The 23,031-nt window shown below is 67.7% G+C and carries 21 protein-coding genes, 1 tRNA gene and 1 pseudogene; 16 read left to right on the top strand and 7 right to left on the bottom strand.

What is annotated here, in order from left to right; all coding sequences use genetic code 11:
• Positions 1-13 precede the first annotated feature (13 nt).
• The 10 genes from QZH66_RS10770 to rarD all read left to right on the top strand — a co-directional run bounded on the left by QZH66_RS10770 (position 14) and on the right by rarD (position 7,876).
• Positions 14-89 (top strand) — tRNA-Thr (locus QZH66_RS10770).
• Positions 90-205: 116 nt separating this feature from the next.
• Positions 206-1,126: an arginase gene (gene rocF / locus QZH66_RS10765; RefSeq protein WP_305805942.1), complete on the top strand. Its 921-nt coding sequence runs from the start codon at positions 206-208 to the stop codon at positions 1,124-1,126.
• 145 nt (positions 1,127-1,271) lie between these two features.
• Positions 1,272-1,424 (top strand): entericidin A/B family lipoprotein, encoded by a 153-nt coding sequence (locus tag QZH66_RS10760; protein ID WP_305805941.1) that lies wholly within the window; start codon positions 1,272-1,274, stop codon positions 1,422-1,424.
• 63 nt (positions 1,425-1,487) lie between these two features.
• Positions 1,488-1,622, top strand: coding sequence for an entericidin A/B family lipoprotein (locus QZH66_RS10755; protein WP_305805940.1), 135 nt, complete (start codon positions 1,488-1,490; stop codon positions 1,620-1,622).
• 201 nt (positions 1,623-1,823) lie between these two features.
• Positions 1,824-2,045, top strand: coding sequence for a CsbD family protein (locus tag QZH66_RS10750; protein ID WP_305805939.1), 222 nt, complete (start codon positions 1,824-1,826; stop codon positions 2,043-2,045).
• Positions 2,046-2,263: 218 nt separating this feature from the next.
• A complete protein-coding gene (locus QZH66_RS10745) occupies positions 2,264-3,556 on the top strand; it encodes a tryptophan--tRNA ligase (RefSeq protein ID WP_305805938.1) in 1,293 nt (430 codons plus the stop codon).
• A 26-nt stretch (positions 3,557-3,582) separates the two neighbouring features.
• Positions 3,583-3,879, top strand: coding sequence for a hypothetical protein (locus QZH66_RS10740; protein ID WP_305805937.1), 297 nt, complete (start codon positions 3,583-3,585; stop codon positions 3,877-3,879).
• A gap of 336 nt (positions 3,880-4,215) precedes the next feature.
• Complete coding sequence (locus tag QZH66_RS10735) at positions 4,216-5,868, top strand: M28 family metallopeptidase (protein WP_305805965.1); 1,653 nt, start codon at positions 4,216-4,218, stop codon at positions 5,866-5,868.
• A gap of 197 nt (positions 5,869-6,065) precedes the next feature.
• Positions 6,066-6,965, top strand: coding sequence for a drug/metabolite exporter YedA (yedA, locus tag QZH66_RS10730; protein WP_305805936.1), 900 nt, complete (start codon positions 6,066-6,068; stop codon positions 6,963-6,965).
• Entirely contained in the window at positions 6,962-7,876 is a 915-nt protein-coding gene (gene rarD / locus QZH66_RS10725; RefSeq protein ID WP_305805935.1) for an EamA family transporter RarD, read from the top strand. The genes yedA and rarD overlap by 4 nt, the downstream gene beginning before the upstream one ends.
• Positions 7,877-7,981: 105 nt before the next feature.
• Here the strand turns inward: rarD and QZH66_RS10720 are convergent, their stop codons facing one another.
• The 5 genes from QZH66_RS10720 to QZH66_RS10700 all read right to left on the bottom strand — a co-directional run bounded on the left by QZH66_RS10720 (position 7,982) and on the right by QZH66_RS10700 (position 16,619).
• Entirely contained in the window at positions 7,982-10,831 is a 2,850-nt protein-coding gene (locus QZH66_RS10720; protein ID WP_305805934.1) for a TonB-dependent receptor, read from the bottom strand.
• A 552-nt stretch (positions 10,832-11,383) separates the two neighbouring features.
• Positions 11,384-12,694: an ABC transporter permease gene (locus tag QZH66_RS10715; RefSeq protein ID WP_305805933.1), complete on the bottom strand. Its 1,311-nt coding sequence runs from the start codon at positions 12,692-12,694 to the stop codon at positions 11,384-11,386.
• Between the two features lie 15 nt (positions 12,695-12,709).
• Positions 12,710-13,867, bottom strand: coding sequence for an ABC transporter permease (locus QZH66_RS10710; protein ID WP_305805932.1), 1,158 nt, complete (start codon positions 13,865-13,867; stop codon positions 12,710-12,712).
• Between the two features lie 14 nt (positions 13,868-13,881).
• Complete coding sequence (locus QZH66_RS10705) at positions 13,882-14,571, bottom strand: ABC transporter ATP-binding protein (protein ID WP_305805931.1); 690 nt, start codon at positions 14,569-14,571, stop codon at positions 13,882-13,884.
• An 803-nt stretch (positions 14,572-15,374) separates the two neighbouring features.
• Positions 15,375-16,619: an efflux RND transporter periplasmic adaptor subunit gene (locus QZH66_RS10700; protein ID WP_305805930.1), complete on the bottom strand. Its 1,245-nt coding sequence runs from the start codon at positions 16,617-16,619 to the stop codon at positions 15,375-15,377.
• 227 nt (positions 16,620-16,846) lie between these two features.
• Between QZH66_RS10700 and QZH66_RS10695 the strand changes: the two genes are divergently transcribed.
• The 4 genes from QZH66_RS10695 to QZH66_RS10680 are packed head-to-tail and all read left to right on the top strand — an operon-like array spanning position 16,847 to position 20,420.
• Positions 16,847-17,767 carry an ABC transporter ATP-binding protein gene (locus QZH66_RS10695; RefSeq protein ID WP_305805929.1) on the top strand — a complete coding sequence of 307 codons (921 nt, stop codon included), beginning with the start codon at positions 16,847-16,849 and terminating at the stop codon, positions 17,765-17,767.
• Positions 17,767-18,561: an ABC transporter permease gene (locus QZH66_RS10690; protein ID WP_305805928.1), complete on the top strand. Its 795-nt coding sequence runs from the start codon at positions 17,767-17,769 to the stop codon at positions 18,559-18,561. Before QZH66_RS10695 ends, QZH66_RS10690 begins: the two co-directional genes overlap by 1 nt.
• A 36-nt stretch (positions 18,562-18,597) precedes the next feature.
• On the top strand, positions 18,598-19,821 hold the full coding sequence (locus QZH66_RS10685; RefSeq protein WP_305805927.1) for a sensor histidine kinase: 1,224 nt from the start codon (positions 18,598-18,600) through the stop codon (positions 19,819-19,821).
• On the top strand, positions 19,818-20,420 hold the full coding sequence (locus QZH66_RS10680) for a response regulator transcription factor (protein WP_305805926.1): 603 nt from the start codon (positions 19,818-19,820) through the stop codon (positions 20,418-20,420). Before QZH66_RS10685 ends, QZH66_RS10680 begins: the two co-directional genes overlap by 4 nt.
• 3 nt (positions 20,421-20,423) lie before the next feature.
• Here the strand turns inward: QZH66_RS10680 and QZH66_RS10675 are convergent, their stop codons facing one another.
• Together QZH66_RS10675 and QZH66_RS10670 are read right to left on the bottom strand one after the other, a co-directional pair.
• Positions 20,424-20,987, bottom strand: a complete 564-nt coding sequence (locus QZH66_RS10675; protein WP_305805925.1) for a cytochrome b — start codon at positions 20,985-20,987, stop codon at positions 20,424-20,426.
• On the bottom strand, positions 20,984-22,078 hold the full coding sequence (locus tag QZH66_RS10670) for a catalase family peroxidase (RefSeq protein WP_305805924.1): 1,095 nt from the start codon (positions 22,076-22,078) through the stop codon (positions 20,984-20,986). Before QZH66_RS10670 ends, QZH66_RS10675 begins: the two co-directional genes overlap by 4 nt.
• 150 nt (positions 22,079-22,228) lie before the next feature.
• Between QZH66_RS10670 and QZH66_RS10665 the strand changes: the two genes are divergently transcribed.
• Both QZH66_RS10665 and QZH66_RS10660 read left to right on the top strand, forming a co-directional pair.
• Positions 22,229-22,744 (top strand): sigma-70 family RNA polymerase sigma factor, encoded by a 516-nt coding sequence (locus QZH66_RS10665; RefSeq protein ID WP_305805923.1) that lies wholly within the window; start codon positions 22,229-22,231, stop codon positions 22,742-22,744.
• Positions 22,741-23,031: pseudogene (locus tag QZH66_RS10660) on the top strand (anti-sigma factor); the annotation flags it as partial. The gene QZH66_RS10665 and the pseudogene QZH66_RS10660, both read left to right, overlap by 4 nt.

The following is a 23,031-nucleotide window of genomic DNA, read 5'->3' as shown; positions in this document are numbered from 1 at the left end:
CCCGCATGCCTTTGCCGGCATAGCTCAGTTGGTAGAGCAACCGCCTTGTAAGCGGTAGGTCCCCAGTTCGAATCCGGGTGCCGGCACCACCCACGTCTCCTGCCTGTGCGCCTTCGTGCGCTGTCTGCGCGCGCCTGCTGCGCTGCCGCGGGTTGTATCGCCCCGCGCTGGCTAGACTGCTTCGTTTTGCAAGGGAGGTGGCGACATGGCCGACATTCCGCGTGTCTCATTGATCGGTGTGCCAACCGATATCGGCGCAGGTCACCGCGGTGCACGGCTGGGGCCGGAGGCGTTGCGCATTGCCGGATTGCCCGAAGCGCTGGGCGCGCGCGGGGTGGACGTGCGCGATCTGGGCAACCTTGATGGACCCCGCAATCCATGGTCGGCGCCGGTGGCCGGTTACCGCCATCTGGACGAAGTGGTGACGTGGAACCGCGCGCTGATGGAGGCCACTTATTCCGAACTTTGCGATGGCCGGCTGCCGATCATGCTTGGCGGCGACCATTGCCTGGGCATCGGCTCGATCACCGCGGTGGCGCGCTGGTGCCGCGAACAGGGCAAGAACCTGCGGATCCTGTGGCTGGATGCGCATTCGGATTTCAACACCAGTGCGGTCACCCCGTCGGGCAACCTCCATGGCATGCCGGTGGCGTGCCTGTGTGGACTGGGTCCGGAGCCGTTGACGCATCTGGGGGGCACGGCGCCGGCGATCCTGCCGCACCAGGTCCGGCAGATCGGCATCCGCTCGGTGGATGCCGAGGAAAAACGCCTGATCAAGCAGCATCATGTCGATGTCTACGACATGCGTTACATCGATGAAGCCGGCATGAAACGCACCATGCAGGCGGCGTTGGCCAACCTGGATGTCGACACCCATCTGCACGTCAGCTTCGATGTCGACTTCCTCGACCCGAGCATCGCTCCGGGCGTGGGCACCACCGTGCCCGGCGGCCCCAACTACCGCGAGGCGCAGCTGGTGATGGAGATGATCGCCGACACCGGCCGCATGGGCTCGCTGGATATCGTCGAGCTCAATCCGCTACTGGATGACCACAACAGAACCGCCGAGCTGGCGGTGGATCTGGTGGAGAGCCTGTTCGGCAAATCCACGTTGATGCGCGATTGAAGAAATCGCTTTGCGGCTGAATGCACGATGCGGGTGTTCACACCCACTCCACAGCGCTCCAGCCAGATTTCCCTTCACACGCGGGGGAGCCGATCGCCGTAACCGGTGGAATCGGCCGCCGCTCACCGTGGCGAAGGAGAAAGGAATGAAGCGAGTACTGATGCTGATGGCGCTGGGGATGTTTTCGATGGGCATGCTCACCGCCTGCAACACCGTGGCCGGCGCCGGCAAGGACATGCAGAAGGCGGGCGAAAAGGTGGAAGACAAGGCCGAGGATTGCAAAGACGGCAGGTGCTGAGGCATTGCCCACGCCGCTGCAGCGGTCGCTGACACTTTTTCATTCACTCACCGGGAGAAATATATGAAGCGTTTGATTGCCCTGACGATGGTGTCGATGTTTTCCGTGGCGATGCTGGCCGGTTGCAATACCGTCGCCGGCGCTGGCAAGGACGTGCAGAAGGCCGGCGAAAAAGTCGAAGACGCTGCCAAGCACTGAGCACCGGTGCAGTTGGACAAAGAAGCCGGCGCCCGCCGGCTTTTTTGTGCGCGCGGTTTGCCGTCTTCCGTCGCAGCTGAACCACCTGCGCCAAACCGTTCAAGGACATGAGCATCCGTGGACGCGGGCTGCACCTGGCGTCGACTCCGGTTGCGGCATGGTGGCGGTGCGGCGGATGTTCCGTCCGAAAGGAGACCGACCATGAACAAAGACATCATTTCCGGCAAGTGGACCCAGCTCAAGGGCAAGATGCAGGCCAAGTGGGGCGACCTGACCGACGACGATTTCAAGGTGGCCGAAGGCAATGCCGAATATCTGGCCGGGCGCCTGCAGGAGCGCTACGGCTGGGCCAAGGACCGCGCTGAAACCGAAGTCCGCGATTTCCAGGAGGCGGTGCGCCGGGACTATCCCGACAATCCGTAATCCGAAGCCGTAGCCAACACGACAACGGGCCGCATGCGGTCCGTTGTTTTTTGCGCGAAGCGATAACCCGCACAACAGCAGGGGCAGCACACAGGCGAACCGGCGCGACCTGGCAGGGCGAGGGGAAGGGACGTAGCGGTAAAGCGCCGCGGTTGTGCCGGCGGGGTTGCGCGCGGGGAGGTAGACTGGCGCGGTTCAACTGACCGTCACTTTTTTGCATGACTATCCGCGTTCTTACCGGCATCACGCCCTCCGGCACCCCCCATCTGGGCAACTATGTCGGCGCCATCCGCCCGGCGATTGCCGCCAGCCGGGCTTCGGAAATCGAGAGTTTCTTCTTCCTGGCCGACCTGCACAGCCTGATCAAGGCGCAGGACCCGGCGCGTACCCAGCGCTCCACGCTGGAGATCGCGGCCAGCTGGCTGGCCTGTGGCCTGGACCCGGACAAGGTGTGGTTCTACCGGCAGAGTGACATCCCGGAAACCACGGAGCTGATGTGGTTCCTGACCGTGGTGGCCAGCAAGGGCCTGCTCAACCGCGCCCATGCCTACAAGGCGGCGGTGGACAGGAACCGCGAGGAGCAGCTGGATGACGATGCCGGCATCAGCGCCGGCCTGTTCATGTACCCGGTGCTGATGGCCGCCGATATCCTGATCTTCAAAGCCAACCGGGTGCCGGTCGGGCGTGACCAGATCCAGCACATCGAGATGGCGCGCGACTTCGGCCAGCGTTTCAACCACGTCTACGGCAAGGAGTTCTTCCCGTTGCCGGAAGTGGTGATCGATGAGCAGGTCGCCACCCTGGCCGGCCTGGACGGCCGCAAGATGAGCAAGAGTTACCACAACACCATCCCGCTGTTCGCCCCGCGCGAGGAACTGAAAAAGCTGGTGTTCTCGATCCTGACCGATTCGCGCACGCCCGGTGAACCCAAGGACACCGAAGGCTCGGCGCTGTTCCAGATGTACCAGGCGTTCGCCACGCCGGAGCAGACCGCGGCCTTCGCCCAGGCGTTTGCCGGGGGCATCGGCTGGGGCGATGCCAAGCGGCAGCTGTTCGAGCGCATCGACGCCGAGCTGTCGCCGCTGCGCGAGCGCTACAACGCGCTGATGGCCGAGCCGGAAAAGATCGAGGCGATCCTGCGCAAGCGTGGCCAGCAGCTGCGCGAGCAGTTCGCGATCCCGCTGTTGAAGGAACTGCGCCACGCCGTGGGCCTGCGCGACCTGTCGCAGGCCGGTGACGCGGCGCCGGCGCACGTGGCCGCCAAGGCCGCACTGCCGCTGTTCAAACAGTACCGCGAGAAGGACGGCCGCTTCTACTTCAAGCTGCTCGATGGTGAAGGCAAGCTGCTGCTGCAAAGCGAAGGCTTCGATTCGCCGCGCGATGCCGGGCAGCTGATCGCGGTGATCAGGCAGGCCGACCACGGCGCTGCGCTGCAGACGCCGCTGATGCGGGTGGAAACCGACGTGGCCGAGGTGTTGGCCGCCCTGCAGGCGCTGCGCGACGCCGCGTAACCGATCCGATCCAAAGGAGCACGTTGATGGCCTGGTTGTCGTTGCTGCTGTTCCTGCCGTGGTTCTGCGTCATGGCGACGCTGTACTGGTGGTTTCCGCGGCAGCCACGCCATCGCCGGCGGCAGTGGTTTGATGGCGGCGTGCTGGGGGTGGCGCTGGTGGCCAGCGTCTTCGCCATGCATCACGGCTACGCCGCGGGGCTGGCCGATGCCCAAGCCGGCGCGATCTGGCGGCAGGTGCTTGCCGTGCTCTACGCGTACGGCGTGTTCCTGGCGGTGATGGCGGCCGCGCTGCTGCTGCGGCCGGTGCTGCTGCGCCGCTGAGCTGCGGCGGTTGGCGGGCGGCGACCAACGCCGTTGCGTGGGTGTGGCCAGGAGCGGCAGCCCCTGCTGCGCAATCCTTCGCACGATGCCTGGCGATTGCGGTCTTCCACACCATCGACACGGCGGTCCAGCGCGACCATTTCGACGCGGCGTATCGGCTGCTCGACGATGGCGGCGGTGCGCTCTTCGATTGCGGCGCCCGCCATTCGCTGCCCGACCCCGCTGGCGGCAAAGTGCATGGCGGCGTGCGCCCCGGATACAGGATTGCTGCAGCTTCGGCGGGGCGGCGCGATAGAATTCGCCGGTCCGTTATCGCTGGTGCCTGCCGTGAATCCGATGCACATGTTGCTGCTGTCTTCCTGCCTGTTTGCCGGCGGCATTGCCCATGCGGCCAACGATCTTCCCGGCGGCGGCATCGATCCGCAGGCGTTGTCGCGGCACGTGCGCATCCTGGCGTCGGATGCGTTCGAGGGCCGGGCGCCGGCCAGTGCCGGCGAACAGCGCACGGTGGATTATCTGATCGCCGAATTCCGCAAGGCCGGCCTGCAGCCCGGCGGCAGCGAGGGGGGCTGGGTGCAGCCGGTGCCGCTGGTCCGGGCGCAGGTCCAAGGCCCGGTCCGCGCCAGCCTGCGCCTGCGGGGCAAGCGCCGCGCGCTGGTCAACGGCGAGGATGTGACCCTGCAGAGCCTGCGGCCGCAGGCGCGGGTGAAGCTTGAGAATGCGCCGCTGGTGTTCGTCGGTTACGGCATCGATGCGCCCGAGCGCGGCTGGAACGATTACAAGGATCTCGACCTGCACGGCAAGATCGCGGTGGTGCTGATCAACGATGCCGACTTCGAGGCCGACCGGCCCGGCGCGTTCGAGGGCAAGGCGGTGACCTATTACGGCCGCTGGACCTACAAGTACGAGGAAGCCGCGCGCCGCGGGGCCGCGGGCGTGCTGATCGTGCACGAGACCGCGCCGGCCGCCTATCCGTGGGCGACGGTACGGGCCTCGGGCACCTCGCCGCTGTTCGATATCGAACGCAGCCCCGAGCAGGCGCTGGCCCAGCATGTGCCGGTGCGCGGCTGGATGCAGCGGGCGCTGGCCGACGATATTTTCCGCAGCGCCGGTTTCGATTTCGAGACCGAGAAGCGCAAGGCGATGCGGCCCGGTTTCCAGCCGCTGGCGCTGGGCGATGCCGCGCTGTCGGCGGACTTCGCGCTCAAGCGTGACCCGGTGGTGACCCGCAACGTGGTGGCCAAGCTGCCCGGTGCCCGCCATGCCGACGAAGCGGTGATCTTCTCCGCGCACTGGGACGCGTTCGGCATCGGCCAGCCCGATGCCCATGGCGACCGCATCCGCCACGGCGCGATCGACAACGCCACCGGGGTGGCCTCGGTGCTGGAACTGGGCCGCGTGTTCGCCGCCGGGCCGCAGCCGCAACGCACGCTGTATTTCGTGGCGCTCACCGTCGAGGAGAAAGGCCTGCTTGGTGCCAGCTACTACGCCGCGCACCCGCTGGCGCCGCTGGACAAGACCGCCGCGGTGCTCAATATCGAGATGTTCAGCCCCGATGGGCCAACCCGTGACATCGCTTCCTGGGGCAAGGGCCGGGTGTCGCTGGAAGGCGATCTGGAGCGGGTGGCCAAGGCGCGCGGCCGCCGCTACTCGCCGGATCCGAACCTGGAGGCCGGCTTCTTCTACCGCGCCGACCATTTCGCCTTCGCCCGCCTGGGCGTGCCGGCGATCACCATCGGCCCCGGCCTGGACAGGCTGGAGGGCGGGGTGGAAACCGGTCGCGCGCTGCGTGATGCCTACTTCGCCAGCTGCTACCACCAGGCCTGTGATGGATGGCGCCCGGACTGGGATGCCAGCGGCCACGCCGCCGACACGCTGCTGGTCTACGACCTGGGGCTGGAGCTGGCCAACAGCCGGCGCTGGCCACAGTGGGACGAGGGCTCCGAGTTCCGCGCCATCCGGGAACACAGCGAGGCGGCGCGGCGCTGACCGCCGCGTAGCGCGAAGGGTGAGCGCTTGCGGCGCCCACGCTTGATCGGAAGGTGTTCCGCCGGCGGCCGTGATCGCCGCGCGGGCGCCTTCCGCGACAACCGGCGTATGTCGCTGCAACCGGGCGTTCCAGCGATGGCGCACCCATGGCCGCGGCGCCTGCCCTAGAATTGCCGCCTCACCCGCCGGCCACGCCCATGTCTGTTCCCGTTTCCGCTTCGCCTGCTCCGCGTGGCGGGCTTGTCGTTCTCGCCCTGCTGCTGGTCTATGTGGTCTGGGGTTCCACCTACCTGGGTATCCGCCTGGCGCTGGAAAGCGGGCTGCCGCCGCTGTCGGTGATTTCCGGGCTGCGCTTCGTGATCGCCGGCAGCGTGCTGTACGGCGTGTTGCGCTGGCGCGGTGTGCCGGCGCCGACCCGCACGCAATGGCCGACGCTGGCGGTGATGGGTTTTGCGCTGCTGTTTCTCGGCAACGGCATGGTGGTGATGGCCGAGCGCGACGTGTCTTCCGGACTGGCGGCGGTGGCGGTGGCCTCGGTGCCGCTGTGGATGGCGCTGTTCTCCGCGTTCCGCGGGCAACCGATCGGCCGGGGCGAATGGCTGGGTATCGCCATCGGCTTTGCCGGGGTGCTCTGGCTCAACGCCGGCAGCAGCCTGACCTCGACCCCGCGCGGGCTGGTGTTCCTGCTGATCGCGCCACTGGGCTGGGCGGCCGGCTCGATCTGGTCCAAGGGCCGCGACCTGCCCTCGCCGTTCATGGCCGCCGCCGCGCAGATGCTGTGCGGTGGCGCGGTGCTGATGACGGTCGGCCTGCTTGGCGGCGAGCGCGTGCACGGCTGGCCGTCGCTGCAGGGGGTGCTGTCGGTGGGATATCTGAGCGTGTTCGGCTCGATCGTCGGTTTCACCGCCTATGTCTGGCTGCTGCAGAACGTGCGCCCGGTGCTGGCCAGCAGCTATGCCTACGTCAATCCGGTGATCGCGGTGGCGTTGGGGGCATGGCTGGCGTCGGAGCGTTTCAGCGGCGCCGATATCGGGGCGATGGTGGTCATCCTGGCCGGCGTCGTGGTCATCACCCTGGCCAGGGTCCGCCGCGCATGAGCCAGGACCCGCGCGAGCCGCACCACGGCCTGTGGGGCGTCACCCTGGCCTTCGTGATCTGGGGCCTGTTTCCGTTGTACTGGCATCTGCTCAAGGCGGTGCCGTCATTGCAGATCATCGCCCACCGCATTGTCTGGAGTGCGGTGCTGCTGGTCGGCTGGCTGGTGCTGCGCGGCGGTTGGGACTGGTTGCGGGCCATTGCCGCGCGCCCGCGCCGTTTCTGGTTGCTGGGGCTGTCGAGCCTGCTGATCGCCGCCAACTGGGGCCTGTACATCTGGGCGGTCAATGCCGGGCATGTGGTGGAAACCAGCCTGGGTTACTTCATCAACCCGCTGCTGAGCGTGCTGCTCGGCGTGCTGGTGCTGGGCGAACGGCTGGGCAAGCTGCAATGGCTGGCGGTGGCGCTGGCCGCGCTGGGGGTGGCGTGGCTGACCTGGCAGAGCGGGCGGCCGCCGTGGATCGCGATCGGGCTGTCGATCACCTTCGGCCTGTACGGGCTGATCCGCAAGCTGGTGGTGGTGGACGCGGTGGCCGGGCTGGGCGTGGAAAGCCTGTTCATGGTGTTGCCGGCGCTGGGCTATGTGCTGTGGGCCGAAAACGGCCACGGCGGCGGCTTCATTTCCGGCTGGGGGTGGGACAGCAAGGTGCTGCTGGTGCTGGCCGGCGCGGTCAGCGCGATTCCGCTGATCGCCTTCGCCTACGGCGTGCGCCGGGTGCCGCTGACGGTGGTCGGGCTGCTGCAGTACATCGCGCCGACGCTGCAGTTCCTGGTCGGGGTGCTGGTGTTCCGCGAGGCGTTCGGGCACAGCCAGCTGCTCGGCTTCGGCCTGATCTGGGCGGGGCTGGCGGTGTTCGCGATTGCCGGCCTGCGCGCTGCCCGCGCGCGCCAGCCGGATAAAGCGGCGGCGTGACCGCGCTTGCCGGGCGTTGCCCGGCACTGCACGCGTGCCAGGAAAAACGGCGCCCTTGCGGGGCGCCGTTTCCATTTGCGTGCCGTTACCGGCGGTGTTGCACGATCAGAACCGCTGCTGGTACTTCATGTACATGAAACGGCCGATGTCGAAGCCACCGTAGTAGGTGAAGCTGCTGTTCGGCTGGCTGTACATGGTCGGGCCTTCATGCTGGAACACGTTGTTCACGCCCAGCGACACGGTGCCGTTCCACGGCATCGCATAACGCACCTGCAGGTCGTGGAAGGTGTTGGCACCGGTCTTGCGGCTCGGCTGCACGTCGGTATAGGCCGACTGGAAGCCGGGCAGGTTGCACTCGGGGCCGCCATCCAGATCGTAGGAGCACTTCTCCTTCATGCTGGAGTAGTAGCGGGTGGTCCAGCCGATGCCGAGGTTGCCGTACTGCCAATCCAGGTTGAGGTTGGAGCGCACGCGGAAGTTGCCACCCCAGCCGGTGAATTCCTCCACCGGCGTGGTGTCGACGTTGTCGTTCTTGCGCTGCAGGTAATCCACGTAGGTGGTGTTCCAGCGCACGGCGAACTGGCCGATCGCCAGTTCCGGCAGGCGGTAGCGGATGCCGATGTCGTAGCCGGCGGTTTCCTGGTAGCCGGCGTTGTTCAACGTGCGGTTCATGCCGCTGACCTGGCCCTTGTTGGTGCCCGAGGTGTAGCGGGTGAAGCGGTCGCAGGCCGAGGCGATGCCCTGCACGTAGCACTGGTTGAGGATGTCGGTGGCCGACTCGCCAACGATCACGTTGTCGATGCGGATCTTCCACCAGTCCAGGCTCAGGTCCAGGCCGCGGACGAACTCGGGGCTGTAGACCACGCCGGCGGTCCAGGTCTTGGCGGTTTCCGGCTTCAGGTCCGGGTTGGAGCCGGAGCTGAAATCGGTGACGGCCTGGGCACCGGCGGTAGCGGCGTTGTCGCCATCGGCGGTCTTCTGGCGGAAGTCGCTGGCCAGGCCGGCGGCATTGCAGCGCGCCGCCACGGCGGCGGTACGCGAGGCGGCACCGAAGGCGCTGTCACACGGATCGGTGAGGCGGTCGCGGGTGCTGACCGAGCCACCGTACAGATCGTCCACGGTCGGCGCGCGGAAACCGGTGCCGTAGGTGGCGCGCACCAGCAGGGCGTCGAGCGGCTTCCACTTCAGGCCGAACTTGCCGTTGGTGGTGGCACCGAAGTTGTCGTAGTCCGAATAACGGCCGGCCACGTCCAGTGACAGCTCGCGCACCAGCGGCAGGTCGGCCAGCAACGGCACCTGCAGTTCCAGGTAGACCTCGTCCAGCGCGTAGTCGCCGCGCGTGGGCTGGCCGGTGGTACCGGCGATCGTGCCGTTCTGCACCATCAGGTCGGGGATGTAGCTGGCGGCTTCCTCGCGGTGCTCTACGCCCATGGCGGCCATCAGCTCACCGGCCGGCAGACTGAACAGCGAGCCGGAGATGTTGGCGCTGGCGACCTTGGTGGTGCTCTGGATCTGGTCGGTGAAGCGGGTGAACAGGTAATCGCGCACGGCCTTGTTGCTGAGCGAGCCGGTGCTGTTGCTGCCCATCGGCGCCAGCGGATTCCACGGCGTGCAGCCTGCGATCACGTTGCCGACGGTGCCGCAGCGGGCCACGCCGCCGGCATCGATGAACGAGGCGCCGACGGCCAGATCGACATGCGGCTGGTAGAAGCTGCCGGTGCCGATGCGCTCGCCTTCGTTGCGGTTGTACATGTAGCTGACGTTCCAGTCCCAGTAGCGCGAACCGGTTTCAAGCACGCCTTCCAGGCCGAGGCTGGCATGCTTGGTGGTCAGGTTGTTCTCGGTGCCGCGCGGCAGCTCTTCGGTGCGGTGCGCGAACAGCACGTCCTGGCCCCACAGGTTGAACACGCTGTTCTTGGACAGCGCGGCGCGGGCGCCACTGCTGACGTTGGCGGCGGTGACCTGGTAGGGATAGCCGGCCAGCTGCTTGCTCGACTCGCGCTCGTTGTACAGCGCATCGGCGACCAGGCGCAGGTTGTCGGTGATGTCAAAACCACCGTTGGCGAACACCGCCTTGCGCTCAAGACCGGTCAGCAGCGTCATGCTGCGCTTGGTGTTGGCATAGGTGGCCGGGTCGCGCGGCTGGTAGTCGCCGATATTGGCCGGATTGCCGCCGGGGCCGACGCTGATGGTCTTGCCGCCGACCGTGGCCCAGCCCCATTCGGTGACACCGCTGAGGCCGTCTTGCGGATGCAGCGGGCCGTTCGGGTACGCGGTGAACTCGCGCGCGCCGCCCAGCACCGGATCTTCCTTGGTGACTTCAGCACCCAGGGTCAGCCAGCCGCGGTCGAAGGTCTTGCCGAAGGTGGCGCTGTAGGCCTTCTTCTGCCCATCGCCTTGGCTGTACTGGCCGACGTAGGCGCTGGCTTCCGCGCCGTCGAAATTCTTGCGGGTGATGACGTTGACCACGCCGGCGATGGCGTCCGAGCCGTACAGCGCCGAGGCGCCGTCGGTCAGCACTTCAACGCGCTCGACGATGGACGAGGGGATCGAGGCCAGGTCGGAATAGCCGCCGGCGCTGACGCCCATGCGGCGCCCGTCAACCAGCACCAGGCTGCGCTCCGGGCCGAGGTTGCGCAGGCTGACGTACATGCCGCCGAAATCGCGCGAGGAGGTCAGCGCCGAGGCGCGGCTCATGCTCGGCGAACCGGCAGCGGGAACATCCTGCAGGATGTCGGCGACGTTGACGTAGCCCTTCTTTTCAATTTCGGCGCGGCCGATCGCGAAGACCGGCTGGGCGGTTTCCAGGCTCGCCTGGCGGATGCGCGAACCGGTGACTTCCATCCGGTCCAGGGTGATCGGGGCGTCTTCGCTCTGGGCGAAGGCCGGCAGGCTGGCGCCAGCGGCAAGGGCGAACAGGACAGCAGTGTGCAGCGGGTGGTGATTCAAATACATCTGAACAAATTCTCTTTCTGTACTACGGAAAAGCGCCCTTTTACCGGCGCCATGAGGTGGAACACGTGGGGGAACCAGACAGTTTAACGAAAAGTTTGCAAATAGGGCTTTGCACGACCGCGCATGCCGGCGCGGGTGGCCGCGCCGGCATGCAAATGCGGCCCCCGCCGCAGCCCTTGCAGAGGGGCGCGCCGGGTGCGGCACGCAAGCCACCGCTGCGAACTCGCCGCCGCGGCGTGCCGGCACACGAAGCCGATGCTTATTCGAAAGCGGGACCCCCGGTTCCGGCAGTGCGGCGTACCGGCGCACCGGTGCATCCAGGGGCTGCGCCCGTCTGCCGGCAAAAAAAGACGCATGCACCGCCCTGGAACGTGTCCGCGCGGCGGGCACGTACGGCAGCGGGTGGTTGCCGGGCTTGTGGGCCGACGCACGCGCGGCGGCAATGCGGCAGGGTTCAACGTGGGGCCTGCGGCAGTGGCCGGGCAACGCCGGCACGGCCGTTGCTGGCCGTGCCGGCGCGATCTCAGCGGTCGCGGTGCCGCGACGTCATCCTCAGGTCTCGCGCAACGCGGTGGTGATCGGCAGCCGCGCCGCACGCAGGGCCGGAAACAGGCCGCCGACCAGACCGATGCCCAGTGCCCATTTCAACCCGCTCCACAGCAGATCCGGCGACACCTTGAACTGGAATACCACCTGGCTGAAATTGCTGCCGATGGTGGACACGCTGTAGCCGTTGAAGATGCCCCAGGCCACCAGACAGCCCAGTGCACCGCCGAGCAGGGCCAGCAGCATGGTCTCGAGCATGATCGCGGTCACCACCGGCACGCCGCGGAAGCCGATTGCACGCATCGTGGCGATCTCGCGCGCCCGCGTCGCCACTGCCGCGTACATGGTGTTGAGCGCACCGAATACCGCGCCGATGGCCATGATCGCGCCGATCACCGTGCCCAGCACGCTGATCAGCCTGGTCAGCCCGCCGCCCTGTTTGGCGTAGTAGTCGCGGGTGGTTTCCACGTCCAGCTTCAACCGCGGGTCGTTGGCCACCGCCGCCTTGAACTGCTCGAAGCCGGCCTTGCCGGTGGTGCGCACGCTGATCGATTGCCAGGCACTGCGCTGATAGGTGGTGGCCAGCGTCTGCGCGTCGGTCCACACCTCCGAGTCATGCGCATCGCCGGAAGCGAATGCGCCCACCACCGTCCAGGTCTGGTTGCCCAGGTTGAGCGTCTTGCCGACCTCCAGCCCGGCGAACTGCGACTGCGCTCCCTTGCCGACCACGATCTCGCGCAGACCGGGAGTGAAACGCCGGCCCTCGGTGATCCTGACCTTGTCGTGTACCGCCCAGGCCATCTCGCCGACGCCACGGAACTGCGCGTTGACGTCGGTGCCATCGCTTTTGGATATCAGGTTCACCACCTGCGACAGCTCCGGTGAGACCAGCGGACGGCCCTGGGCATCCTTGACGATGCCGGGCAGCGTGGACAGCAGCGGCACCTGGTCGCGCATGATCACCGAGTTGGTCTCGGCCTGCGAACCGCCGCGCAGCACGATCGCGCTGCTGTCATCGCCGGTGTTGTTGAGCGTGGCCTGGAAGCCTTCGCCCATCGCCAGCATCGCCACCAGCACCCCGACCACGCCGGCGATGCCCACCACCACCACCGACGAGGCGCCCCAGCGCTGCGGCAGGCTGGCAATGCCGATACGGGTCGCCGCCAGCGCCAGCCGCCCGCTGCGGGTGAACGCCAGCCACGCGCCGATCAGCACGACCACCGCCAGCACGCCGAACCAGGGCAGCGCGATCCAGATTCCCAGGCCGATCGCCAGCAGCAGGATCGACAGCGCATTCCCCAACCATTGCTTCTTCATGGCGTTCTCCCGGGCTCAACGGCCGGCCAGTGCATCGACGATCTTCAGCCGCTTGGCGCGCAGCGCCGGCAGCAGTCCCACCACAATGCCGATCACCACGATCAGCCCGATGCCCATCGCCCAGGTCTGCACCGGGACATGCGGCGGCAGCAGGCCCATGGTGCGCGGGGCCAGCACCGGCAGGATCCCGGCGGCCAGGCCCATGCCGATCGCCCCGCCCAGGCCGATCAGCAGCACCGCCTCGACCATCACCAGCACCAGCACCGTGCGGTCCGGGAAGCCCAGCGTCTTCAGCGTGGCCAGCTCCGGCACGCGTTCGCGCACGGCCTGGGCCATGGTGTTGCCGGTCAGCAGCAGCAGGGTGAAGAACACCGCGCCCATGATCGAGGTGACGATCATGCCGATGTCGGCGAACTGTTTGACGAAGGCCTGCTGGAACGCCGATTCGGTCTGGGTCTTGGTTTCATGGTCGGAGTTGGCCGAGATCGCATCGATCGCCTGCGCCACGCGCGAGGCATGCGCCGGGTTGTCCAGCGTCACCGTGAACCAGCTCACCTGGTTCTTGATGTAGTCGTTGGATTCATCGAAGTACTTCCAGTTCATCATCAGCTGGCGCTCCTCGTTGGCCGCCAGCGTGCGGTCCTTGGAGCGGTAGATGCCGACCACCTGCAGCGGCCAGTCATTGCTGCCGCCATGGGGGAAGATGGTGGCCTGCAGCGGCACGGTATCGCCGATCTTCCAGCCGAATTCCTTGGCCAGCGTCTCGCCGATCACCGCGCCGGTGCGGGTGTCCTGGAAGGCCTGGACCTGTGCAGGCGGCAACTGCAGTTCGCGGTAGATGTCGAAGTAATTGGGCGCCACCGAGAAATTGGCGAAGAAATTCTTCGGGTCCTGGTAGATGCCGCCAAACCACATGGCATAGGTGACATCGCGCACCCCGGCAACCTGGCCTATCTGCGGCTCCAGCCGGATCGGCAGCGACTGGGTGATCGACAGGCGCGACGTCACGATCAGCCGGTTGGCGCCTTCCACGCTGCCACCGGAGCTGAAGGCCACGCGCACCGAATCGAGCATCCCGAACAGCAGGAACGCGGCCACCACCGAGAGCAGGGTCAACAGCGTCCGCGTCTTGCTGCGGAACAATTGCGCCCATATCAGCGAGAAATATTTCATCGCGGCATCCTCCGTCAGTGGGCCGCTGGCGCATCGGCCAGTTCACCCTTGTCCAGGTGCACCGTGTGGGTGGCGTACTCGGCGGCCTTGGGGTCATGGGTGACCATGATGATGGTCTTGCCGTGCTCGCGATTGAGCTGCTGCAGCAGCGACAGGATTTCCTCGGCGGACTGCCGGTCCAGATCGCCGGTGGGTTCATCGCAGATCAGGAACGTCGGGTCGGAGACGATCGCGCGGGCGATCGCCACGCGCTGCTGCTGGCCGCCGGACAGTTCACTGGGCCGGTGCGAGCGCCGGTCGGCCAGGCCGACCAGGGTCAGGGCGATCTGCGCACGGCGTTTGCGGTCGGCGGCGTTGAGGGTGGTCAGCAGCAGCGGCAGCTCCACGTTCTTCTGCGCGGTCAGCATCGGCATCAGGTTGTAGAACTGGAACACGAAGCCGACGTGGTGGCTGCGCCAGGTGGACAGCTGGCCGGCCGACATCCGGTCGATGCGTTCGCCCTCGATCTCGATCTCACCGCCACTGGGGGTGTCCAGGCCGCCGATCAGATTGAGCAGGGTGGTCTTGCCCGAGCCGGACGGCCCCATCAGCGCGACGAAATCGCCGCGGGCGATCTCCAGGTCGATGCCGTGCAGCACCTGGACCTTTTCCGGGCCGCGCTGGTAGGTCTTGGTGATGTTGCGGAGGGAGACAAGGGTGCTCATGGGTAGTCCTCTGCGAGGTGATGCGGGGATGGGCAGTTGAGGCGGTGCTGTTGCCGTTGCTTGTTTCTTTTGATTTTCGCTGGCGCTAGAGCGGGCCGAGCACCACAGCGGGACGGGGGCGCAGCGGCGCACGTGTCTGAACGTAGCGAGTTGTGCGCCGGCTCTGTCCTGCGAGGCGCGCAGGGGACCGGTGCGGCAACGCCGCATCCCACGTCAGGCCAGGTGGTTTTGGTGACTTTTGCCAGGACAAAAGTCACTCGCGCCCAATGGCGCGAAAGCGTTTGCCTGTTCTTTTTTGGTTCGTCCTTTTCAGGTGGGAAATAGAAGCAACGGCTTTCGCTTCCGCTGCGCGGCGAACGAGTCACTTGCTTGCCCGGGCAAGAAAGTAAGCAAAGAACACGCCGCCGGGACGCGATCCGATGCGATGCAGCCGCATCGGTTCCCTGCGCTCCTCGCCAATCGGGGCGGCGCGGAATTCACTGCGCTCAGACACCCGCGCCGGTTCTCCCCGATTCGCGGCGGTGCTCGGCTCGCTCTACGGCGTTTGAGGAGTCAAAAGCAGGTCAGCAAAAGCGGAACAGCAAAAGCGGAACAGCAATAGCGGAACAGCAAACGCGGACCAGCAAAAGCGGAACAGCAATAGCGGAACAGCAAACGCGGAACAGCAAAAGCGGAACAGCAAAAGCGGAACAGCAAAAGCGTGGGCAGCCGTAATCACAACGCGATCAACCGCAATGCAAGTGGAGCGGGGCCTGGTCCGTTGCGCGCTGTGGGAGGCGGGATATCACGCGCGACGCCCAGCCTTATTTGCCCGCCGCGCCTGCCAGCGTCACCTTGTCGCCATCCTTCAATGTCTCCGGTGGATTGAGCACCACGGTCTGCCCGGCGGACAGGCCGGAGAGCACCTGCCGGTCCTTGCCCATCTCGATCCCGGTCCGCAGCGCCTGCGCCTGCACGATGTCGCTGTCGCCGACCACGAACGCCACCGGCTTCTGCCCGCGCTGCACGATGGCCGCCGCCGGCACGCGCACGCCTTCGGGCCGGTGCTCACCGGTGGCCTTCGGCTTTTCCAGGAAACTCACCCGCACGCCCATCTCCGGCACGATCCGCGGGTCTTTCAGATCCAGCGCCACCCGCACCTTGACCGTGGCCTTGCCGCGGTCGGCGGTGGGGACGATCGCAATCACGTGGCCGGGAATCTTCCAGTCCGGATAGGCGTTGAGCGTGGCTTCCACCGGCATCTGCGGCTGTACCCGGCCAATATAGGCCTCGCCGACGTCGACCTCGATCTCCAGCGAATCCATGTCGACGATGGTGCCGATACCGGTGCGGGTGAAGCCGCCACCGGCCGACAGCGGCGAGACGATCTCGCCCGGCTGCGCCGCCTTGGCGGTGACCACGCCGGAGAACGGGGCACGCACGATGTTGTTGTCCACGCCCAGCTCGGCGATGGCGAGCGCCTCACGGGCCACGGTGCTGTTGCGCTGGGCGGTGACCAGCTGCGCGTGCAGGCTGTCGCGCGCGGCCACGGACTGCTCGAACTGCGAGCGCGACACCAGCTGCTGGGCCGCCAGGGCCTGCAGCCGCTGGGCATCGGCATCGGCCTGTTTGATCTGCGCCTGCAACGCGCCCAGCTGGCTTTGCGCCGAAGCCAGCTGCGCCGCTGCCAGGCTGCGCTGGGCATTGGCATCGATCGGGTCGAGGGTGGCCATGATCTGGCCTTCCTCCACGCGCATGCCTTCCTCGATCATCACCTCGCGCACCTTGCCGGTGATCTTGGCCGACACCGTGGCCGTGCGCCGGGCCACCACGTAGCCGCTGGCATCCAGCACCGAGCTTGAAGCGTTGTCCTGGCCGATGGCCACTACCGGGGCGGTGCTGACTTCCACCGGCCTGGCGCGGCCGAGCAGCAGCCAGGCCAGCGTGCCGAGCACGACCACCCCCAGCACCCCCAGCGCGATCCACCACCCGCGCCGCGGCGAGGGGGGCGGCGGCGCCGTCTTGCGGTCAATGCGCAGTTCCTTCAACAGTTCGGCAGAGGCATTCATAGGAGAGCAGGACGACCCTTGAAGGAAAGTGTGACTGACGGTAACCGAATGCCGCTGGCAATTCCCGCCGGCAGGGCGAGGAGCACGGTGGACCGGGCACCGATTCTAGGAGACAGCCGGGTCAGGCGCAGGTGACGCTTGTCACCCGCTTTGACTGACCGGCCGCACTGCCGCGACGGCCGGGGCCTGCCTATCGTGGACCCATTCCCGGTGCGAGGTGGTGCGCGATGCAAGGCAATGAAGCGGTGCTGGCCCGGCTGCAGGGCGTACGCAAACGCTATGGAAAGCAGCTGGCGCTGGATGGAGTGGATCTGGCGCTGCAGGCCGGCCAGGTGCTGGCGTTGCTCGGTCCCAACGGCGCGGGCAAGACCACCACCATCGCGCTGCTGCTGGGCCTGCTGCGCGCCGACGAGGGCCGGGTGCAGCTGTTCGGCCATGACCCGCAGCAACTGGCGGCGCGGCGCCGGATCGGGGTGATGTTGCAGCATGCCGAACTGCCACCCAGCCTGCGCGTGGGCGAGCTGATCGGTTTGACCGCCAGCTACTATCCGGCGCCACGCAGCGTGCAGGACAGCGCGGTGCTGGCCGGGGTCGAAGACCTGCTGGTGCGCCCGTACGGCAAGTTGTCCGGCGGCCAGCAGCGGCGCGTGCAGTTCGCGCTGGCGGTGTGTGGCAATCCGGAGCTGCTGTTTCTGGATGAGCCGACCGTCGGTATGGATATCCAGGCCCGGCAGCGGCTGTGGGAGACGATCCGCGCGCTGGTCGCGGCCGGCACCGCGGTGGTGTTGACCACCCATTATCTGGAAGAGGCCGAGCAGCTGGCCGATCGCGTCTGCGTGATGCGGGGCGGGCGCATCGTCAGCGACGGCAGCGTGGCCGCGCTGCGTGCCCGGGTCGCCACCCGTCACGTGCGCTGTGTCACCACGTTGGACGCCGAGGTGGTCGCGCGCTGGCCGGGCGTGCGGCAGGCCCGGCGCGAAAGCGACCGCCTGTGGCTGTCCTGCGATCCGGTCGAAGCGGTGGTGCGGCGCCTGCTCGACGCCGATCCGGCGCTGTCCGGATTGGAGGTGCAACCGGCCGGGCTGGGCGAAGCCTTCTGTGAGCTGACCCGCGATGTCGCATCCCCCACATGGTCCGAGGCCGCCTGATGAACGCCATGCCCTTTGCAAACGATGCCGGTTCGCCGGTGCGGCCGATGACGCGGCGCCGGCTGCTGGCCGCGTATGTGCAGGAGATCGGCTGCGAATGCCGGCGCTACCTGCGCAGCCCCAGCTTCCTGCTGCCGACGCTGCTGTTCCCGGCGCTGTTCTACACCCTGTTCGCGGTGGTGCTGGGGGCGCGCAATTCCCCCGAAGCGCCACGCTTCCTGCTGGCCACCTATGCCACCTTCGGGGTGATGGCACCGGGCCTGTTCGGCTTCGGCATGTCGCTGGCGCTGGAGCGCGACAATGGCCTGCTCACGCTCAAGCGCGCACTGCCGATGCCGCCGGCGGCCTACCTGCTGGGCAAGATGGTGATGGCGATGCTGATGGCCGCGCTGATCGCGGCATTGCTGATGACGCTGGCGCTCACCCTGGGCGGAGTCACCCTGTCATGGCCGCGGATGCTGTGGTTGGGTGCGGTGTGCATCGGCGGCGCGCTGCCGTTCTGTGCGCTGGGCCTGCTGCTGGGCACGCTGGTCAAGGGCCATGGCGCACCGGCCCTGGTCAACCTGCTGTACCTGCCGATGGCGTTCCTGTCCGGGCTGTGGTTTCCGCTGTCGATGCTGCCGCCGCTGATCGGCAGGCTCGCCCCGGTCTGGCCCAGCCACCACCTCAACCAGCTGGCCCAGGCGGCGGTGGGGTTCGACAGCGGCACGCCGTGGCCACATGTGCTGTGGCTGGCGCTGTTTACCGTGCTGGTCACCGCGTTGGCCAGCTGGCGCTTGCGCCGGCATGGCTGATGGCATCATGACCGGGGACTGCACAGGAGCCGCTGCGTGACGCGTCGCTATATTCCCGGCTGGCTGACCCCGGCACCGGATTCGGTGGTGGCCGACAACCTCAAGCTCGGCAAATGGCCGTGGCTGGATGCGGTGCATCTGCTGTGGACGGTATGGGTGTTCATCACGCCGATGTTCGGTGGCGGCTACACCCTGCGCTGGGCGCTGGTCACGCTGTGGTCATACCCGCTGTTCGTGCTGCTCTATTTCATGACGCTGCTGGCGTCGCGACGTATCGCACCGCTGTTCGCGCTGGCGATGATCGCGCTGTCGTTCGCATTGCTGCCGGTGTATCCGTCCGGTATCAGCTATTTCATCTTCGGCTGCGTGATGCTGCGTACCGGCTGCGGGAGGAGCACCACGCGTTACCTGATGGAGCTGGCGGTGCTCAATGCCGTGTTCGTCGCGTTGACGTTGTGGATCGGCTATCCGTGGCAGACCATCGCCTGGGTGCCGGTATTGGCGGTCATCATCGGCCTGATTGTCAACGTCGAGCGTGCCAGCAGCGAGAAGGACGCCGCGTTGCGGCTGTCGCACGAGGAAGTGCGGCGGCTGGCCGCCACCGCCGAGCGCGAACGCATCGGCCGCGACCTGCATGACCTGCTCGGCCATACCTTGTCATTGATCACGCTGAAACTGGAGCTGTCGCGCAAGCTGTTTGATCGTGATGGCGACGCCTCCCGGCGCGAACTGGAAGAGGCCGAACAGATCGCCCGGGATGCGCTGGCGCAGGTGCGCAGCGCGGTGACCGGCTTCCGCGCTGCCGATCTGGCGGCCGAGATCGCCGCCGCCCACCTGCTGCTGGAATCGTCGCGGGTGCACCTGCGCCACGCACCGCCGCCGGCGATGCCGGCCTGGATCGAAGCCGGGTTGTCGCTGGTGTTGCGCGAGGCGGTCACCAACATCGCCCGTCACGCCCAGGCCAGCGAGGCGATGATCGCCCTGCGCAGCGAGGCCGATGCGGTATGGCTGGAAATCCATGACAACGGCCGCGGCGGCGTCTCGCTGCATGGCAACGGATTGGCCGGCATGCGCGAGCGGGTGCTGGCGCTGGGCGGGACGCTGCAGATCGATTCACCACGCGGGGCCGGTACCCGGCTGAAGGTGCGCGTGCCCATCGGCATTGCCACGGGCGCGGCGCGCGGCGGGGAGGAACCGGCCGCCGCTCCCGCCGTCCCCGCTGGCGCCTCCCCGGCCTTGTCGCCCCAAGGGCCGGCATGATCCGCATCCTGCTGGCCGAAGACCAGGCGATGGTGCGCGGCGCGCTGTCGGCGCTGTTGAATCTGGAGAGCGATATCGAGGTGGTCGGGGCTGCCGCCGATGGCGAGATCGCCTGGCGCGAGCTGCAACGGCTCACCCCCGACGTGCTGGTCACCGATATCGAAATGCCCGGATTGACCGGCCTGGAGCTGGCCCAGCGGGTGCAGCGTCATGGCCTGCCGGTCAAGGTGGTGATTGTCACCACCTTTGCCCGCAGCGGCTTCCTGCGCCGCGCCCTGGACGCCGGGGTGGCGGGTTATCTGCTCAAGGATGCACCGGCGGAAAAGCTGGCCGAAGCGCTGCGCCAGGTGCAGCGTGGCGGCCGCGCGATCGATCCACAGCTGGCGCTGGAAGCCTGGTCGGAAGCCGACCCGCTCAATGATCGTGAACGGCAGGTGCTGCGGCTGGCCGGCGAAGGCCGTGCGGCGAACGAGATCGCCGAACAGCTCGGGCTGTCGCACGGCACCGTGCGCAACTACCTGTCCGAGTGCATCGGCAAGCTGGGCGTGGCCAACCGCATCGAGGCGTATCGCCTCGCGCGGCAGAAAGGCTGGCTGTAACCGCTACGAACGCTCGCGCCGCGGGCCACGGGCCATCGCCGCGAACACGCCGTCGCGGCGCACCCAGGCGTGGTACAGCGCCGCCGACAGGTGCAGCAGCACCGTGGCGAACAGCAGGTACGCCAGCAGCCCGTGGGCCGCGCGCAGTGGCGCATACACGTCGGGCGAGTGCGGCACGATCGCCGGCAGATGCACGCTGCCGAACATCACGATCGGATAGCCGCCGGCCGACAGCATTGCCCAGCCGATCAGCGGCATCGCCAGCATCAGCGCATACAGCACCCAGTGCGAGGCGAGCGCGGCGAACTTCTGGATGGCGGGCAGGTCGGCCGGCAGCGGCGGTGGCCGGTGGCTCAGGCGGTTGCCCAGACGCACCAGTGCCAGCAGCCCGATGGCGATACCGAGCGGGCGATGCAGGTCGACCAGCGTCGGCCGCAAGGTCAGCGAACTCACCATGATCACGCCGACAAACAGCATCGTCAGGATCAGCACCGCCATGCTCCAGTGCAGGATGCGGGCAAGCAGGTTGAAGTGCGAGGGCGGGCATTTCACGGGTGGACTGTTCATCGGGTGACTCCCTGGCCGGTGGCCTCGGTGGCTGTGCCGCTGGCGATCTCGCGTTCGCGCCGGTCGAAGGATTGCGCGTACACCGCCGACCGCGCGGCCAGGATCGGATCATCGGACCCGGCCACGCCGGTGGGCAGGATCAGCGGATCGAAATTCAGGTCGCGGCAGGCGCCCCCGGCCTGCGGCTGCCACTGCTGCAGCGTCAGCGTGCCCACGGTGATCTGGCGGCGGCTGTCCGGCCACGGTTGCGAGGGATCATCGATCGCATCACCGGCCTCGGGCAGGCTCACCTGCATGTCCCAGCGCACCGGTCCGGCGGCCAGGCGGCGGCTCAATTCGTCGGCCAGATAGTCCAGCGGTGCCTGCGCGCGCTGGGCCTGGTCCATTTCCACGAATGGTGCCTGCGGCCGCATCGACCAGCGCACCAGCCGGGTCTCGCCGGCGGCATTGGTGAAGCGGAAACTGTGGATGCCGTTGTAGGCGGTGTTGGCCCAGCTGTTGGACCACGGCGCCGACTTGGCCCAGGCCTGGAACCGCCGCGCCTGCGGGTATTTGGCCAGGAAGGCGGCCAGCTTGGCCGGGTCGGGCTTGCCGGTGGCCGGGTCCGGGATCTGCGCCCGGGTCTGCTCCAGGAACGCCGCCGCCGAGGGCACGCCGAAGAACGGGAAGCTGTTCATCGCCATCCGCCATTCCTGGCCGTCGTCGCTGCGCAGCTGCAGCGCCATGCTGCGCACGCGCGCGGCCGCCTCGGCGCCATGCGGATCGCCGCCGCCGATCGACATCCGGCCCAGCACCGGCACCGCCGTCTGCGAGAACACCCGTGCTTTGGACAGCGCAGCGCCCTCGGCCGTGCCCTGGAAGCTGCCCGTCACACAGATGCCCTTGCTGTGCGCCCGGCGGAAGCCCGGATGCCGGGCCCCGGTGGCCTCGATGGTGTTGGTGAACTCCGCCGCGGTCAGGCGCTGGCTGCTGCCGATCCAGCCGGCCGACCAGGCAAAGGCGACCGCGCCAAGCCCGGCGATGGCGGCGATGCCGGCCAGTGGCAGCCAGCGGCGCCGGCGCGGTGCAGGAGGGGGGGAGTCGGCAGTCATCGGCGTTTCCTGGGTGGATTGACAGGTAGGACGTGCGGGCGCGGCATCTATTCCATCGGATTGCGAACGATCTTCGGCGAATGTGGGCATCCATACGGGAATAATCGCCAGACCTGAGCGTCATACCCGTACCCCTGCTGCCGGACTGTGATGGACACCTTCGACGACGAACGCCTGCGCGCGCTATTGCCCCGCCTGCGCCGCTTTGCCCGCTCCCTGGCGGCCGATGCGGCCAGCGCCGACGACCTGGTCCAGGCCACGCTGGAGCGCGCGCTGCGGCGCTGGGATACGCGGCGCGAGGACGCCGCGCTGCAAGGCTGGCTGTTTTCCATCCTCTATCGCCAGTTCATCGATGAGCGCCGGCACGCGGCGCGCTGGCAGCGGGTGGTGGCATTGTTCGCGCCGCAGCAGGCCGGCACCTCGCCGTCGGCCGAGCGCGTACACGATGGACGTGCGCAGCTGGCCGCGTTTGCCCGGCTGCCGGCCGAACAGCGGGCGTTGCTGATGCTGGTCAGCGTTGAAGGGTTCAGCTATCGCCAGGCGGCCGACGCGTTGGGCATTCCCATCGGCACGGTGATGTCGCGGCTGTCGCGGGCACGCGACCGGCTGCGCGCGCTGGACGCAGGCAGCCTCGACCCCACCCCGGTACTGCGGGTACTGAAATGAACACACTGCCCCCCGACGACGAAGAACTGCACGCCTATGTGGACGGGCGGCTCGATGCCGAGCGCGCACGCGCGCTGGAACACCGGCTGCACCAGCATCCGCAGCAGGCGGCGCGCATTGCCGGCTGGAAAAGCGATGCCGCCTCGCTGCGGGCGGCGTGGGCCGGGCTGGAACCGCCGCCGGCCGATACCCCGTTCCTGCCGCAGATTCGCCGCCAGCTGCAACGGCAACGGCGCGCGCGGCTGGGCCTGGTCGCCAGCTGCGTGCTGGCGCTGGGCCTGGGCACT

Source organism: Stenotrophomonas sp. YIM B06876 (assembly GCF_030711595.1).
Taxonomy (GTDB): domain Bacteria; phylum Pseudomonadota; class Gammaproteobacteria; order Xanthomonadales; family Xanthomonadaceae; genus Stenotrophomonas.
This window is presented reverse-complemented; position numbering and strand designations above follow the sequence as displayed.

Coding starts and splice junctions, on each gene's coding strand:
- rocF (WP_305805942.1), top strand. CDS start 206: ATGGCCGACATTCCGCGTGTCTCATTGATCGGTGTGCCAACCGATATC.
- QZH66_RS10760 (WP_305805941.1), top strand. CDS start 1,272: ATGAAGCGAGTACTGATGCTGATGGCGCTGGGGATGTTTTCGATGGGC.
- QZH66_RS10755 (WP_305805940.1), top strand. CDS start 1,488: ATGAAGCGTTTGATTGCCCTGACGATGGTGTCGATGTTTTCCGTGGCG.
- QZH66_RS10750 (WP_305805939.1), top strand. CDS start 1,824: ATGAACAAAGACATCATTTCCGGCAAGTGGACCCAGCTCAAGGGCAAG.
- QZH66_RS10745 (WP_305805938.1), top strand. CDS start 2,264: ATGACTATCCGCGTTCTTACCGGCATCACGCCCTCCGGCACCCCCCAT.
- QZH66_RS10740 (WP_305805937.1), top strand. CDS start 3,583: ATGGCCTGGTTGTCGTTGCTGCTGTTCCTGCCGTGGTTCTGCGTCATG.
- QZH66_RS10735 (WP_305805965.1), top strand. CDS start 4,216: ATGCACATGTTGCTGCTGTCTTCCTGCCTGTTTGCCGGCGGCATTGCC.
- yedA (WP_305805936.1), top strand. CDS start 6,066: ATGTCTGTTCCCGTTTCCGCTTCGCCTGCTCCGCGTGGCGGGCTTGTC.
- rarD (WP_305805935.1), top strand. CDS start 6,962: ATGAGCCAGGACCCGCGCGAGCCGCACCACGGCCTGTGGGGCGTCACC.
- QZH66_RS10720 (WP_305805934.1), bottom strand. CDS start 10,831: ATGTATTTGAATCACCACCCGCTGCACACTGCTGTCCTGTTCGCCCTT.
- QZH66_RS10715 (WP_305805933.1), bottom strand. CDS start 12,694: ATGAAGAAGCAATGGTTGGGGAATGCGCTGTCGATCCTGCTGCTGGCG.
- QZH66_RS10710 (WP_305805932.1), bottom strand. CDS start 13,867: ATGAAATATTTCTCGCTGATATGGGCGCAATTGTTCCGCAGCAAGACG.
- QZH66_RS10705 (WP_305805931.1), bottom strand. CDS start 14,571: ATGAGCACCCTTGTCTCCCTCCGCAACATCACCAAGACCTACCAGCGC.
- QZH66_RS10700 (WP_305805930.1), bottom strand. CDS start 16,619: ATGAATGCCTCTGCCGAACTGTTGAAGGAACTGCGCATTGACCGCAAG.
- QZH66_RS10695 (WP_305805929.1), top strand. CDS start 16,847: ATGCAAGGCAATGAAGCGGTGCTGGCCCGGCTGCAGGGCGTACGCAAA.
- QZH66_RS10690 (WP_305805928.1), top strand. CDS start 17,767: ATGAACGCCATGCCCTTTGCAAACGATGCCGGTTCGCCGGTGCGGCCG.
- QZH66_RS10680 (WP_305805926.1), top strand. CDS start 19,818: ATGATCCGCATCCTGCTGGCCGAAGACCAGGCGATGGTGCGCGGCGCG.
- QZH66_RS10675 (WP_305805925.1), bottom strand. CDS start 20,987: ATGAACAGTCCACCCGTGAAATGCCCGCCCTCGCACTTCAACCTGCTT.
- QZH66_RS10670 (WP_305805924.1), bottom strand. CDS start 22,078: ATGACTGCCGACTCCCCCCCTCCTGCACCGCGCCGGCGCCGCTGGCTG.
- QZH66_RS10665 (WP_305805923.1), top strand. CDS start 22,229: ATGGACACCTTCGACGACGAACGCCTGCGCGCGCTATTGCCCCGCCTG.